13 protein-coding genes and 1 tRNA gene are annotated in these 14,309 nt (G+C 36.9%); 1 reads left to right on the top strand and 13 read right to left on the bottom strand.

Annotated features, from left to right (window positions below):
- Nucleotides 1–158: 158 nt before the first annotated feature.
- The 6 genes from FLEMA_RS0107030 to FLEMA_RS0107000 form a co-directional block, all read right to left on the bottom strand.
- Nucleotides 159–356 (bottom strand): hypothetical protein, encoded by a 198-nt coding sequence (locus tag FLEMA_RS0107030; RefSeq protein WP_026994852.1) that lies wholly within the window; start codon nt 354–356, stop codon nt 159–161.
- A gap of 7 nt (nt 357–363) precedes the next feature.
- The gene (locus FLEMA_RS0107025; protein WP_026994851.1) at nt 364–774 is read right to left on the bottom strand and encodes a hypothetical protein; all 411 of its coding nucleotides are present in this window, start codon (nt 772–774) and stop codon (nt 364–366) included.
- Between the two features lie 38 nt (nt 775–812).
- A complete protein-coding gene (locus FLEMA_RS0107020; protein WP_026994850.1) occupies nt 813–1,256 on the bottom strand; it encodes a helix-turn-helix domain-containing protein in 444 nt (147 codons plus the stop codon).
- A 49-nt stretch (nt 1,257–1,305) separates the two neighbouring features.
- The gene (locus tag FLEMA_RS0107015) at nt 1,306–1,905 is read right to left on the bottom strand and encodes a site-specific integrase (RefSeq protein WP_144080052.1); all 600 of its coding nucleotides are present in this window, start codon (nt 1,903–1,905) and stop codon (nt 1,306–1,308) included.
- Entirely contained in the window at nt 1,838–2,488 is a 651-nt protein-coding gene (locus FLEMA_RS0107010; protein ID WP_159102659.1) for a phage integrase SAM-like domain-containing protein, read from the bottom strand. Before FLEMA_RS0107010 ends, FLEMA_RS0107015 begins: the two co-directional genes overlap by 68 nt.
- A 294-nt stretch (nt 2,489–2,782) precedes the next feature.
- Nucleotides 2,783–2,854 (bottom strand) — tRNA-Glu (locus FLEMA_RS0107000).
- Between the two features lie 280 nt (nt 2,855–3,134).
- Between FLEMA_RS0107000 and FLEMA_RS0106995 the strand changes: the two genes are divergently transcribed.
- Nucleotides 3,135–5,651, top strand: coding sequence for a M14 metallopeptidase family protein (locus FLEMA_RS0106995; protein WP_026994847.1), 2,517 nt, complete (start codon nt 3,135–3,137; stop codon nt 5,649–5,651).
- Between the two features lie 300 nt (nt 5,652–5,951).
- Here the strand turns inward: FLEMA_RS0106995 and FLEMA_RS0106990 are convergent, their stop codons facing one another.
- The 7 genes from FLEMA_RS0106990 to FLEMA_RS0106965 form a co-directional block, all read right to left on the bottom strand.
- Nucleotides 5,952–6,905 (bottom strand): L-threonylcarbamoyladenylate synthase, encoded by a 954-nt coding sequence (locus tag FLEMA_RS0106990; RefSeq protein ID WP_026994846.1) that lies wholly within the window; start codon nt 6,903–6,905, stop codon nt 5,952–5,954.
- 7 nt (nt 6,906–6,912) lie between these two features.
- A complete protein-coding gene (locus tag FLEMA_RS67790) occupies nt 6,913–7,557 on the bottom strand; it encodes a DUF6671 family protein (RefSeq protein ID WP_229359372.1) in 645 nt (214 codons plus the stop codon).
- A 7-nt stretch (nt 7,558–7,564) separates the two neighbouring features.
- A complete protein-coding gene (locus tag FLEMA_RS77195) occupies nt 7,565–7,747 on the bottom strand; it encodes a hypothetical protein (RefSeq protein ID WP_229359370.1) in 183 nt (60 codons plus the stop codon).
- Nucleotides 7,748–7,749: 2 nt separating this feature from the next.
- Nucleotides 7,750–8,034 carry a hypothetical protein gene (locus FLEMA_RS0106980; RefSeq protein WP_026994845.1) on the bottom strand — a complete coding sequence of 95 codons (285 nt, stop codon included), beginning with the start codon at nt 8,032–8,034 and terminating at the stop codon, nt 7,750–7,752.
- A 95-nt stretch (nt 8,035–8,129) separates the two neighbouring features.
- Nucleotides 8,130–8,372: a hypothetical protein gene (locus tag FLEMA_RS0106975; RefSeq protein ID WP_026994844.1), complete on the bottom strand. Its 243-nt coding sequence runs from the start codon at nt 8,370–8,372 to the stop codon at nt 8,130–8,132.
- Between the two features lie 10 nt (nt 8,373–8,382).
- Complete coding sequence (locus FLEMA_RS0106970) at nt 8,383–9,819, bottom strand: NADP-dependent isocitrate dehydrogenase (protein WP_026994843.1); 1,437 nt, start codon at nt 9,817–9,819, stop codon at nt 8,383–8,385.
- Between the two features lie 321 nt (nt 9,820–10,140).
- On the bottom strand, nt 10,141–14,112 hold the full coding sequence (locus tag FLEMA_RS0106965; RefSeq protein WP_026994842.1) for a hybrid sensor histidine kinase/response regulator transcription factor: 3,972 nt from the start codon (nt 14,110–14,112) through the stop codon (nt 10,141–10,143).
- Nucleotides 14,113–14,309: the final 197 nt, after the last annotated feature.

The following is a 14,309-nucleotide window of genomic DNA, read 5'->3' as shown; positions in this document are numbered from 1 at the left end:
TACAACTGTGGCCGTTGGCTACGGCTCACCATTTTGGTAGCAAAAAGTAAATTTAAGCGTAAATATATTTCGTCCTTGATTTTAAATTTAGAACAAAAAAATAGCCCAATCAGAAACCGATTGGGCTATTTAGTATATAGTTCTACATCCAGTGCCGTTTAGTTAAGAGCCATCAAAGCCTTTTGTATTTCATGTAATACTTTTTTTGGCTTGTGATTTCTGGGTAAACTTCTATTGGGTCTTATGATTTCTCGTATTTTAGCTACAATATCATCAAAGGCTTTGATAGCTTTTCTAAGCGGAGCACCGCCCGACTGTTTTTTTATGAATACTGCAATCAAAATGCTTTGCGTCATTCCTAATCTAATTTTGTTGTTGTAAAATACTATTTAAATCAACTAAAGGAAATACTTCATTTTGAAAAACAGTTCCTTTCATTCTTTCTGACAATATACCCCTGATAGTACCTGTAACTATTGTAGTTAAATTTAGTACAAGTGTATCAGGTAGTGCAAAGGAATTGGGAGAATCTTTCCGAATAACTGACGACAGAGGGTCTATCTTAAACTTAACAAGCGTTTTCATTTCTGCATAATTTACATTTCGCTTCATTAACTTAAGCACTACAACTGACGTTATCCCTATTTCACTAGTTTCTTCAAAAAGTCGAAGGTCATATTGTGTTTGAAACTCTATTTCTCTATCCTCTATTGGGTCAAGACCTGCTATTTCAAATTGAGAAAAACTAAGAACTTGAATTGAAGAAATTCTCATCTGAAATATAACTTAATTAGGATTATCCATATATAGCTCTAGTATTTTTTATATGTATCTCTATCTAAGTCTAAAACCCTTTCTGTAGTAGGGCTGTTGACTGATACAAAGCATTCAATTGGTTGTGCTGGGTGAAAGCCTTTATCTAAAGATATAGATACGTTAACTGACTTTGGTAATGACTGTAAATAGCATTCTTCTTTCTTGAGAAAGAATCTAAAGTCAACCTTAACATCTAATTTTTTCTCAAGTTTATTAATGAAGGAAGTATTTATTTTTTTTACTCCAGTCATCAATTGACTTATATAAGATTCCGAGCAACCCAATTTTGAAGCTAAATCCCTATTGCTTAGATTTTTATAATCTAGCAAGGTGTCTACTTCTTTCATAAACCTTAAACTTACTAAAGACTCATCAATTTTTTCTCGATGTTCATCTGTATATGATTGAATAGAGAATCCAGAAGCTTTTACGTGTTCCATGTTAGTCTAGTTTTAATATTAATACCATCAATAGATTGGATAATTGCATTTAATGTTTTATCATTTTTTTGAGACTCCTTCTTTCCATACCTACAAATGTATAATTCTTTGAAGCATCTGCTTTGGTATGGCCTAACATTTTTGACACAAATTTGTCTGGTATATCTGTATGTTTGTACCAGTACTGGGCAAATGTTCGTCGGGCTACACGAGTCGAGAGGTTAACCTTGAAACCTAATATCTTCTGAGCTATTTTAATTTCTTCGTTAAGAACCTTGAGGTGAATATAAGGAATATTCTCTATGCCGTCGTATTTTGTAATTAGGTCGAGTGCCTTCTGGTTAATAACAACATTGTATTGTATTTTGGTCTTACCTCGTCTACCATCAAGCATAATCATATCGTCGATTGCATGGATCTGACTTTCGCTCATGCCAGAGGTATCAACATGACTCTGACCTGTATGACACATCCAAAGGAAGGCATCTATCAAGCGGCTAAACTTTTCTGATGATACATTGGAAAGCTCTTCTAATTTTAAAAGCTCATCTTGTGTTAAATGCGAATAATCATGCGATACGTCATTGGTATCTACTTTTTGAATGTAAAATTTGGCTGTCAACTCCAAAGGCAATAACCTTTTTGACAAATTTGATAATTTTTTCTACTGAGGTGGATTTCATTTTTTCACCATGTGTATAGGATTTAGGTACATGGTCATTTCTAAAGTAATAATCCATTCGCCTTAGAAAATCATTATTTATCTTACTGGCTAGCATGGCTGATTGATTGGATGTAAATAGGTATTCTCTAATATTACGGGCTGTAGATTGATGACTACGAAGCGTATTAGGTTCTAGTGTAATAGAGTATTCGTTCAAGGTTTTTTCTATTAATGCAAGAAAAGTTATTGGTTTATTACATGGATTTTTGAAATGTTCAAGTATATCCTCTGGTGAATACTCTACTCTTTCATATTCAAAAGCCATCTTTATTGCTTCTAGCTTTTTGCGAGCGTTTGATATTTTATCATTGTAGAGGCCAAGGGGCATTAACTTATTATGCTTAGATTCTAAGCATAATTGAATATCGGTATTAAAAGTTTCGGCTGGTACTTGTATACCCGCTGCGGCCCAAATAGGCTTAAAGCCTTCTAAATGGATACCTACTTTTAAATTAACGAGTCCTTTGGCATTGGGTTTCTTACCATCTGGACAGAAACGGATTTCCATAACTTTAAAGTTATAGTGTGAATTCATGGTGTTGAAGTATTCAAATCTCTAAATTTATTTAGTGAAGATTCGTACTCTGCTTCATGAAAAATACACATGATTGAGAAATGGAGAATGGAGGTGGCCTTTGGAGAATGAGGGAGAATGAAATGGAGAATGACAAAAAAAAGCCCAAAAAAATAGGGATTAATTTCAACTTAATCATTTCATAATCATACTATTTAGGTGCATTACTAACAAAAAAGCACCACTTCTTTTGAAATGGTGCTAAATGGCTTAAAACTAAAGATTTTGTAGTCCGTACGGGAATCGAACCCGTGTTTCATCCGTGAAAGGGACGTGTCCTAACCCCTAGACGAACGGACCAATTGGGGAAAAACTGCTACAGTACTGAGGCTGTTTTTGTTTTTAGTGATGCAAAATTAGAGTGTTTATTATTATTAAGCAAACTTTTCAATAAAAAATTATGATTTTTTTTATCTTTTCTCTGTTTTTTAGTGCTAAATATTGTACAATTTCCTGATTTACAAGTAGCTAAAACCGTATTGTATTTTCTTGATTGATGCAGAAACTTCCCTCCAAAAAATGATTTTCTCATAGGCTTTATTCCTTATCTTTGGAGTTTCTTACATTAAACGCTTTAATTATGCAAAAAAATACTTTCATCAACTTTTTGTTCTTCCTGCTCCTTTGTGGCGGCCTCCAAGCCCAAATAACGCAGTCGCCTGAGGAATTTTTGAAATTTAAAAAAGGTGAACGTTTCCTAAGACATCACCAAGTAGTGAGCTACTACGAATATGTGGCGGCTCAGAATCCTTCTCAAGTGAAACTTATTCAGTATGGAGCTACCAACGAGGGCCGTCCTTTGTTGGCGGCGGTTGTGGCTTCGCCCGAAAACTTTGCTGCTTTGGAAGAAATCCGTACCAATAACTTGAAGGCTATTGGTTTGCTCGATGGAAAACCTACTGCTCGAAAACAACCCGCTATTGCTTGGATGAGCTACAATGTGCATGGTAACGAATCTTGTGGTACTAATACCGCTCCGTTTGTAATTCATGAATTGCTTAATCCTAATAATGCTAGAAGTAAGGCTATTTTGGCTAATACTGTCGTGATTCTCGACCCTTCTATCAACCCCGATGGCTACGACCGCTATGCCAACTGGTACAACCAAAAGGTAGGTGCTAAGTTTAATGCCAATCCTGCGGCTCTCGAACATCAAGAGCCTTGGCCGGGTGGACGTTTTAACCACTATATTTTTGACCTTAACCGTGACTGGGCATGGCAGGTACAAAAAGAATCGCAAGAAAGAATGGCTTTGTATCGTCAGTGGATGCCACAGTTGCATGCCGACTTTCACGAGCAAGGGGTAGAGTCGCCTTATTATTTCTCGCCTGCAGCTAAGCCTTATCATGAGGACATTACAGCTTGGCAGCGTGAGTTCCAAAGGATTATTGGAGATTATAATAAAAAGGATTTTGATAAAAATGGTTGGTTATATTTCTCTAAAGAGCGTTTTGACTTACTTTATCCTTCTTATGGTGACACCTACCCTACTTATAATGGTGCTTTTGGTATGACATACGAACAGGGTGGTTCGGGACGTGCTGGCTTGGGAATAGCCAAACGTGATGGCGATACACTTACGCTTAAACAAAGAATTGACCATCATTTTAGTACGTCTTTTGCTTGTTTAGATGCTATCTCGGCCAATTCGGACAAGGCGGTTACTGAGTTTTATAAATTTCATGAGCAAACACAAAAAAGCCCTGTAGGGCCTTATAAATCGTATGTTATCAAAACCAAAGGTGAAGAGGCTCGTGTAAAAGAGTTTTTGGCTTATCTTGATAAAGAGGGCTTCCAATATGGTACTGCTGGAAAAGACTATTTGGCCAATGGCTATAGCTATGTTGAAGACAAAGCTGTTTCGTTTAAAATCGAGCCTGAAGATGTTGTCTTAAACCTTTATCAGCCTCGTTCTTTGTTCTTAAAAATCTTGTTAGAACCAAAAACGATGGTCGAAGATTCTTTGACTTACGATATTACGTCGTGGTCGTTGCCGTATGCTTATGGGTTAAAGGCCTATGCTTTGAAAGAAAAATTAACACCTAATGGAAAAGTAAATCTCGCTAATTCTATTACCAAGGCCGAGCGTCCTTACGCTTATTTGGCTAGATGGCAGTCTTTTGCAGACCTAAAATTCTTATCGAATATCATGCAAAGGGGCATTAAGGTACGTAATGCAGCCAAGTCGTTTGAAATTGAAAACCAAACGTATCCCGCAGGAACGCTAGTGATTACACGTACAGGAAATGAACGCCTCGGAGATAAGTTTGACCAAATTTTAGTTGAGGAAGCTACCAAGCTTCAGGTAAATCTTGGGGCTGTTAGTACGGGTATGGCTAGCAAGGGGTCAGATTTTGGCTCGGAAAATGTTACCTATTTGAAAATGCCAAAAATTGCAACGATTGCTGGCGAAGGTATTAGCACAACAGGCTTTGGCGAGGTATGGCATTTCTTTGACCAACAAATTCAGTATCCACTCACTGTCTTGGGTGAAAATACCCTTGGCAATACCAATTTGGCTCAGTTTGATGTATTAATTCTGGCTCCAGGCAATTATGGAAAAATCTTGACAGATGGTACTCTTAATAAAATCAAAGATTGGATTCGTGCTGGTGGAAAGCTTATTGCTATCGAAACTTCGTTGAAGGCTTTGGCTGGAAAAGATGGTTTTGACCTAAAAACCAAAGAGGATGATAAAAAGAAGGAGTCTGACGAAAGCAAACTAAAAATCTATGGCAATGCCGAGCGTGAATCTATTTCGGAAGATACCCCTGGTAGTATTTACCGTGTTACTTTAGACACTACGCATCCTTTGGCTTTTGGTTATAGCAACACTTATTTTAGTTTGGTATTGGAAGGTACTGGCTATCAATATCTTTCTGATGGCTGGAATGTAGGCGTTACCAAGTCTAAAGATTTAGTGGCGGGTTTTGCGGGTGTAAAAGCTCAGGAAAAACTCAAAAACGCCTTGATTTTTGGAGCACAAGAAATGGGACGTGGTAATATCATTTATTTAGCCAATAATCCATTGTTTAGAGGTTTCTGGCAAAATGGTAAACTGTTGTTTGGTAATGCAGTTTTTGTTGTAGGTAACTAAATCAATGCCCAAAAAAATAAGCAAATAGATTCGCTTAATAATCAACATATTGCTTATCTCAAGTTTTGGGCGAAGTTTAGCCAATCGGTGTCAATGTATTTTGGCACTGATTGGCTATTTTTATGGAAATAGTTAAACTTTTTTCATCATAAATCTTCCTTCTTTAAAATACTATTCGGAATCTGGGTTTTAAAGATCGCTTTTTTGAAAATCCAGCTTCTGCCTCAATATGCACCTTCTAGCTGATGTATTATACCGCTATCATGCTTAAAATTCTGATTCCAAAAATGATGTTCTATGTTATTTTTTCGTTGCTCTGTTCAGTCGGTCATTGATTGTTTTTCCTAAACCTTTATCAGGAAATTCCTCAACAACAATAACATCTAGTCGACTGCCGTCGAGGCGATGTAGAGCTGCATACAGATTTTTGGCAGCTTCTTCCAAATCTCCTGTTGGCGATAATATTTCTTGATGAATATCGTGTTGGTCAAGATGTTGTTTTTCAAACAATAAAAGACCTATTTTTTTACCTGAAAACGCCCTCAATTGCTCGGCCACATTGTTGGTTAGAAAAGTTGGTGTATGTGGTGCATAATGCCGAGAGAGCATCCCTGGTGCTGTGGGCTTTGTATCGTTACTGATTTGAGTTTGGAGTTTTCCAACTACTTGTTCAAGGGTTTCTACAGCAATAGCTCCGTGTCTATACAATATTGGCTGGTTATTGTCAAAACCTACAATGGTAGATTCGACACCTTTTTCGCAGATACCCCCATCTAGGATTATCGCTAAATTATCATTGAAATAGCTGGCAACATGCTGGGCACTTGTAGGACTAATAGAACCAAACGGGTTGGCCGATGGAGCCGCTAATGGAAAAGGTATTTTTGCTAAAAGAGCCAATGTTAATGGATGATTGGGAACTCTAATGGCAACGGTTTCTTTTCCTGAGGTTATTAAATCGGAAATATGAGGCTGTTTTTTTAAGATTAAAGTTAAAGGGCCTGGCCAAAATTTTTCAGCAAGCTTGATAGCCATATCAGGAATATCGCAGGCTACGTCATTCAAAAAATCAACAGATTTAATATGTACAATTAGAGGGTTATAAAAAGGCCTATTTTTGAGGGTAAATATTTTTTTGATGGCATCGTTACTATAGGCATTTCCCGCCAGACCGTAAACCGTTTCTGTGGGAATACCGATAACCTCATTATTGGCGAGTAATTGTACAGCTTGTTTTATATCGGTTGTTATCATGTTACTATTATGGGTTACAGGTATCGCAATACATTGGGTCTTCAAAAAACCTGTTGTTGGGATACTTGACATTATTTGAATAAAAACATTTTTGACAGGTATAAATATGACTCAAAATAGAACGTGTCGGCAATTGACAAAGCTGGCAAGGAAGCCCCTCTTCAATATCGGTAATACCAAACCCTGGGGTGCCACATGCGGGGCAATATGAGCCTATTTTAGAGACAAGCTTTTGAGTCGCACTTTCTATTACTGTCATTCGGGTAGGATTGTACATTGCCCTCATGTCTGTTTCGACATAAACGCTGCCATATTGCTTCATAAAATAGTGGTAAGTCTGCCATAGTCTACTCCAGTCTGAAATGCCTTTTTCTATGTCAGTAAAATCATGTTCTGATTTTCTCAAGATGACACCATGAGAAGGAAATCGTACTACATTAACAAAAGACTCAAAGTCTTTTTGGTTAGTAATCGTTGCCCTATTGAAGTTGGTATTGGTACTTATTTCTCGAACAATAATTTCTAGTCCATTCTTTTTGTCAATAAATAGTAAAATTTCATCATCTGCATGAACAAAAAATAACGATGGATGTACTCCAAAAGAACCTTCACTTGCTATTGCCAAATCAATATCGGCCAGTTCCATTGCCATCAAACATTTATTTCTGGCAGTGGCAGGGGTTGTCTTTTCGGTTGACTTCGCCCGTAAAAGTACCAAGCTTATCGGTGTCTAGCTCTGGTAAGACAACACAAACTACCCCTAATTCTTTTTCTAGTATCGGAGCAATAACTTTTTGTTTTTGATGCTTAGTCGCAATCAGCAAACGCCTACCTTGAAACATTGTTAGGGATGTTCGATCAGTGATATGTTTATCTCAGAAGTGATTTTTAAGTACTTATTTTGTTTTTTAGCTTCTTCTAGTACTTTCAATATATTACCAACACTTCTTTTTAGTTCTGGGATTCTTTTTTGAGCTACCTTATCGTCCTCTCCAAAGCGTTCTTGCGAACTAAAGTTTTTTAATTCATGAAACTGGATTTTAGTTGAGAAAATATTAATTAATATTTCTTTGGCATCTTCATGTGTAAAAATCCCTTCAATTAGTTCTACTTTTTCAAATTTGCTCATGGCTTTCGTTTTTTTACTGGATAAATATATGGATGGCACTTTTGGAATACACTTAAAGTATTTATTATCAACACCTTAATATCTACTCTCAGAAATCAGCCTATATGAATAATGGCCTTGACTGTTACCTTCTTACGATTTGCCTTGATGCTGTTTCTTAGCTCAAAAAGTTCTTGCTGAAGGCGTTTGATTTTTGACTCACTATATTTGATAGTTTCTTCAGTATCATCTTTTGTGATAGCATTTTCGTGATACTTGATTTTTAATTGTACCATTTGGGTGATTAGCTCTAGTGCATCGCTAGAGCTAAAGTCACCTTGGATAAGTTGTATATTCATGAGTGTGTATTTATTGTCCTTGACCTAAAGAGTAAGCGGCTTTTCCATCAAAAGCATAAAGATTTTCTGTTTTGATAATATCAATCTGGTTGGCATCCCCCCTTGACAATAGCTCAATAATATCGGTTTTATGAATAGTTGTATTTTTGCTAGGCTTAAAACGACATCTCCAATGGTCGGTACAAAATGTTTCTTTGAATCCGTCAGGCCATACCTTAATACCTCTATTGGTAATCATTGTGAGCTCAACGCCATTGCTTTCAATAGTTTTTATTTTGGTTGCTAGTTCGTCTGGGTCTGTTCCATTCCAATGAACAAATAGGTCAACACCCACTAATTCTTTTGTGGCAGGGAGCTTACGCTTGTATTTTGGTAGGTTCAAGGCCGAATTATTGGCATAAGAAACAGGCTTGAGAGTAGCAGGCTTATTGCCAAGATTAGCTATTACGGCCTTAGCAAATTCTTTTGTTCCGACCTTTTGCTGGCTAATTCCTTCCTTAAAAATATCATAGGTATGAATACCGTCTTCCAAGGTTTTGAGCCACGCATTTTGTACTTTTTCTGCAACGGTGGTTTGTCCAATATGATTCAACATCATAATAGCTCCTTGCAACAGCCCCGAAGGATTTGCTAAATTTTGTCCAGCTCTTCTTGGTGCTGAGCCATGAATTGCTTCAAACATAGAGCATTCTTCGCCAATATTGGCCGAACCAGCCAAACCAACCGAACCTGTAATCTGAGCAGCTACATCGCTGAGTACATCGCCGTATAAGTTGGGCATTACAATCACATCAAAAGCTTCGGGGGTATCTGCCATTTTTGCAGCACCTATATCTATAATCCAATGCTCGTTTTCTATTTCGGGGTATTCTTTCGCAATTTCATCAAACACTTGGTGAAACAAACCATCTGTTTGTTTCATGATATTATCTTTGGTAAAGCAGGTTACTTTTTTACGATTTTGTTGTTTGGCATATTCAAAAGCATAGCGAACAATTTTTTCGCAGCCTGGTCTGCTTATTAGTTTTAGACATTGTACTACCTCATCGGTTTGCTGATGTTCAATACCTGCATACAAGTCTTCTTCGTTTTCTCGTATAATCACAATATCCATGATTGGGTGTTTGGTACTTACAAAAGGGTGCAAGCTCGTACAAGGCCGTACGTTGGCATATAAGCCAAGAAATTTACGTGTAGTAACATTCAAGCTTTTATATCCTCCTCCTTGTGGTGTTGTGATTGGAGCTTTTAAGAATATTTTATTGCGTCTGATTGTTTCCCACGATTCGGGAGCAATACCCGATGTGTTGCCCGACAAGTACACTTTTTCGCCAACTTCTATTTCTTCAACTTCTATTTTGGCTCCTGCTGCCAGAATGATTTCCAAAGTAGCGTCCATTATCTCAGGACCAATTCCATCGCCTTTTGCAACTGTTATTTTTGTCATATTTATATTTGATTTTATATTAACATCACAAAGTTGCGGATTCCTATTCATAATTTTTTATTTATATTTATAATGAAAAGCATTAATATAATTTATAAAATAAAAAAATAATAAATCCAGATATTGATAAAAATCGCTCAGACAAAAACCTTGAGGGAAGCTAGATAAACTACGAGTACGACGTTTTTTGGGAGAATTTGTATTAGCTAGCGAATAAATTCGCTAGCTAATGAATAATGCAGCAATTTTGAACAGCTCAAAAATAAAACAATGAAGAGAAATATATGATTAATTGATTCAGACCATGAATGGTAAATATTATTATAGAGTCTGATTTTGTAGCTTACTTACATAAGCAGACGGACTAATGCCAAATTGTTTTTGAAAATCTCTGGAAAAGTTGGTCGGAATACTATAACCCACCATATCAGCCACTTCGTTGATTTTATACTTATTTTCGGCCAGCAATTCTGCGGCTTTTTTCAAGCGAGATAAATTAATCAGCTCGTTGGGTTTCAAGTCAGATATTCCCTTGATTTTTCGGTATAAGGTAGGGCGGCTCATATTCATCATAGACGACAGTAAGTCTACGTCCAGATTAGTATCGGCAATTCGCTCGGCAATAATAGCGTGTAGCTGCTCCAAAAACTGCTTATCGGCTGTTGAAAATGCAATTCCTTTAATATGTGTCAGTGGCGAGCGGGCAAAAAACTCTTTAATAATATTTCGATTATTAATCAGGTTTGTGATTTGGGCGGCAAGGTGGTCGAGCGAAAAAGGTTTTTCGATATAGGCATCTGCCCCTACTTCCAATCCTTCAATCTTTGAATTGATAGAATTTTTTGCCGTCAAAAAAATAATTGGAATATGGCTAAACTGCACATCCGTTTTTATTCTTTTACAAAGTTCGATACCGTCCATGATAGGCATCATAATGTCACTAATGACCAACTGTACGTTTTCTTGCTCCAATATCTCAACGGCCTGCTTGCCATCCAAAGCCCGCATAACATGGTAAGAAACACTCAGTTCACGGCTCAGGTAATTAAGGATTTCGACATTATCTTCGGCAATCAGAATGATTGGTTTTCCAGAATCTACAGAGTCATTGGTTTCATTATGAAAGATTTCTGTTGGAATATCATCGGTATCGCCCTTCAAATCCATCTCATAATCCTGATGAATAGGTAATGATAGCAGGAAAGTATTCTGCTGCTCGTTTCTATAATGTAATTCTACTTTACCTTTATGAAGCTCGGCCAGCGAACGTGCTAACGGAAGGCCAATACCAGTACCTTCTTGTTTTTGATTAGCATCTAATCGATAAAATGGTTCAAAAATTTTGTCTTTATTTTCGTTACCAATGATGAGTCCATCGTTGGTAAACTCAATATGAAAAAGCAGGTCATCGCTACTAAAAGGCAAAAGCTTTACTTTAACCGTATTATCGGCATATTTAACTGCATTATTGATTAGATTACTGATAACTTTTTTGCAGGCTTCAATATCTACATAAGCATGTAGGGTTATTCTGGGAAGTTCCATTTTATAGGCTAACTTCTTCTGTTCAGCTGCGGGCCTGAAGGTAGCAAAAACATCACTAAGAAGCTCATTGATATCTGTTTTGGTGAAATTCAAACTAAAATTGTTCGCCTCTGCTTTTCGGAAATCTAACAACTGATTGGTAAGGTCAATAAGGCGATTGGCATTTTTATTAATCATATTCAAATTTGCAAATGTTTCAGGGTTAACACTTTGGTCTGACAGCAGCTTGTCGAGCGGCATTTTAATCAATGTTAGAGGTGTTCTAATTTCGTGGGCAATGTTTGTAAAAAAATCTATTTTGGCATTATAAATCTCGCGTTCTTTTCCAATTTCTATGGCTTCTATTTCTCGTTTACTTTTCTCACCTACTGCCAAATGGTAATACCTCAATAGAATAACGGTAATAACAGCAGCAAAAGTTACATAAAACATATAAGCCCAAACAGATGTCCACCACGGAGGCATAATGTCGATATTCAGCCTTGTTTCACGGGTATTCCAAATATGGTCGTTGTTCGACCCTTGAATTCTTAACACATAATGACCCGGCGGTAGTTTAGAAAACGAAATTTTCCTCTGGCTTGTTAGATTATACCACTGATTATCAAGCCCTACCATCTGATATTTATAGCTATTCATTGTTGGAGTAACATAGCTAAGGGCTGCAATATCAAAGCTCAAGCTCGAACGGTCGTGGGGTAGCTTGATTCGTGCTGTATGAATCGGTGAACTAGTGAGGGGCGAGTTTTTATCTCCTATCGAAAGCCCTTGACCATTGGCCTGAATCCCCGTGATATACACGGGCGGTATATAAGTATTCTTGACAAATGAATCGGGTTTAAAACTAATCATTCCTGCTACAGTGCCAAAAAACAACATGCCATCTTTATTTTTGTAAGAAGAATTGTAGTTGAACTGCTCACTGGGAAGTCCGTTGGCTTCATTATAATAAGTAAATTTTCCTGTTTTGTCATCTAGCATACACAAACCTCTGGATGTAGATATCCAGAAATTACCCATATCGTCTTCTAGCACACGAAAAACCTGATTATCTAAAAGCCCATTTTCGATACGATAGTTTTTGAATTTTCTTGTCATATCATTGTACCTCGAAAGCCCGTGTTCGGTACAAAACCAAAAATCTCCATTTTTACTTTGATACAGACTATTGATATAGTTGTCTAACAGCCCATTGGTATTACCCGCAATGTATTGTATTCTACCTTTTTTGTTAGTTTTGGGGTTAAAATAAAATATTCCTCGTCCATAACTTGCTACCCAAAGTGTTCCTTGTGAATCTTGATGAATACTTTGGATTTGAGTATTGAAAAACTCTATTCGAGAAAAATCGTCAGAATCGCGATTGTATTTGTACAAGCCCGACCAAGTACCCACCAGAATATCAGACTCGCGGGTTTTGTATAGCGTTACGATGAAATTACTACCAAAAGAATGTGGTGAGTTTGCGGTATAATGCCGAACAACTTTATTAGTTTTCAAATCCATTACATCTAGTCCATGCTCGTAAGTGCCAATCCATAAATAATCGCCGTCGGCTACTAGTCCATGCAAGTTTCGATAAGAAATACTTCCTTTTTTACCATCTGGCAGAAAAGATTTGAATCTCCCTGTTTTCAAATCCAACTGATTGAGGCCAGCATCTTCGGTACCAATCCAAAGTTTGCCATACTTATCCATACAAATTTCATGAATCAGGTTTCCGCTAATGCTGTTGGTAGGTTGTGGAAAATACTTTTGAAAACGGTTAAATTCAGAAGAATAATAATTAATACCCCCAAACTGTGTACTAATCCAAATTCCGCCCTCTCTGTCTTTAAATATGGCATTGATAATATTATCGGTAATCGAATAGGGATTATATTTTTCTTTGGTAATATAATTCATTTTTTTCCTTTTAAGGTCTAAAATAAAAAGTCCTGATTCTGAGCCAAGCCAGTATTGACCATTGTTTTCAAATATAGCATGAAGATGAATACCCTCTTTTTGTCCTGTTTGCTCAGAAATATCAGCGATTTTACCAGTTTTGTAATTAAATAGCCAAACACGCTTCATATTTCCGATTAGCATAGCTGAGTCTGCAACAGAGTGAATAACCATATTGGTAAATATTTCTTTTCCACCCGTCAAGCCCGAAATATTATACTCCAAAAAGCTGTCTGTTTTTGAGTTATAACACCTCATAATACCATTGTTAGTGGCAATCCACACCTTACCAAGTTGAGAAATATGAACCGAAACGATATTATTACCCCAAGGAAATAACTGAACTTTGCCAGTATTTCTATCAAATCGGTATAGCTGATAATCGGAAATAACCCAGATTCCTCCTTGTTTATCTCCACGAATCATACGAACATCCCCCGACGGAATCGGCTTGAAGGGAGCAAATCGGTCTGAGATAGGATTATAAAGATAAATCCCCTTATGTGTACCAATCCATAACGTTTCTTGTTCGTCCTCATACAATGAAGCTACCGAATTACTACCTAGGCTAGTCGAATCGCCTTGCTTATTTCTAAAGATTTTGAAAGAGTTACCATCAAAACGGTTGAGTCCATTGCGACTAGCAATCCAAATAAAGCCCTTTTTATCCTGAATAATATCATGGGTTGCATTGCCCGATAGGCCATCCAAAACCTTGTAGTTTTTGAAATAATACGGAACAGCCTGCCCCATACAAGCCAGACAAAGTAGTAAACCACTAAGCGTAGTAAGAAGATTTTTCACTGAATTATTTCAAACAGACCTCTGTATACTAGTCTGGAGTTTCATAATAACTTTTGTAAATATATCTCTATAAAATCTCTGTTTATTAACAAAATGCAAGATTGAGACAGTTTGATTGAAAATTGAGACTCAGAGATTATTCCATTAATTAACAAAGCCTGAACTTCGTATCCAATTCAAATTAATCCAATAATTTA

Source organism: Flectobacillus major DSM 103 (genome assembly GCF_000427405.1).
In the GTDB taxonomy this organism is placed as follows: Bacteria; Bacteroidota; Bacteroidia; order Cytophagales; family Spirosomataceae; genus Flectobacillus; species Flectobacillus major.
This window is presented reverse-complemented; position numbering and strand designations above follow the sequence as displayed.

Excerpts from the sequence above, each read along its gene's own strand:
- FLEMA_RS0107030 (WP_026994852.1), bottom strand. The coding sequence starts at position 356 with ATGACGCAAAGCATTTTGATTGCAGTATTCATAAAAAAACAGTCGGGC.
- FLEMA_RS0107025 (WP_026994851.1), bottom strand. The coding sequence starts at position 774 with ATGAGAATTTCTTCAATTCAAGTTCTTAGTTTTTCTCAATTTGAAATA.
- FLEMA_RS0107020 (WP_026994850.1), bottom strand. The coding sequence starts at position 1,256 with ATGGAACACGTAAAAGCTTCTGGATTCTCTATTCAATCATATACAGAT.
- FLEMA_RS0107010 (WP_159102659.1), bottom strand. The coding sequence starts at position 2,488 with ATGGAAATCCGTTTCTGTCCAGATGGTAAGAAACCCAATGCCAAAGGA.
- FLEMA_RS0106995 (WP_026994847.1), top strand. The coding sequence starts at position 3,135 with ATGCAAAAAAATACTTTCATCAACTTTTTGTTCTTCCTGCTCCTTTGT.
- FLEMA_RS0106990 (WP_026994846.1), bottom strand. The coding sequence starts at position 6,905 with ATGATAACAACCGATATAAAACAAGCTGTACAATTACTCGCCAATAAT.
- FLEMA_RS67790 (WP_229359372.1), bottom strand. The coding sequence starts at position 7,557 with ATGGCAATGGAACTGGCCGATATTGATTTGGCAATAGCAAGTGAAGGT.
- FLEMA_RS77195 (WP_229359370.1), bottom strand. The coding sequence starts at position 7,747 with ATGTTTCAAGGTAGGCGTTTGCTGATTGCGACTAAGCATCAAAAACAA.
- FLEMA_RS0106980 (WP_026994845.1), bottom strand. The coding sequence starts at position 8,034 with ATGAGCAAATTTGAAAAAGTAGAACTAATTGAAGGGATTTTTACACAT.
- FLEMA_RS0106975 (WP_026994844.1), bottom strand. The coding sequence starts at position 8,372 with ATGAATATACAACTTATCCAAGGTGACTTTAGCTCTAGCGATGCACTA.
- FLEMA_RS0106970 (WP_026994843.1), bottom strand. The coding sequence starts at position 9,819 with ATGACAAAAATAACAGTTGCAAAAGGCGATGGAATTGGTCCTGAGATA.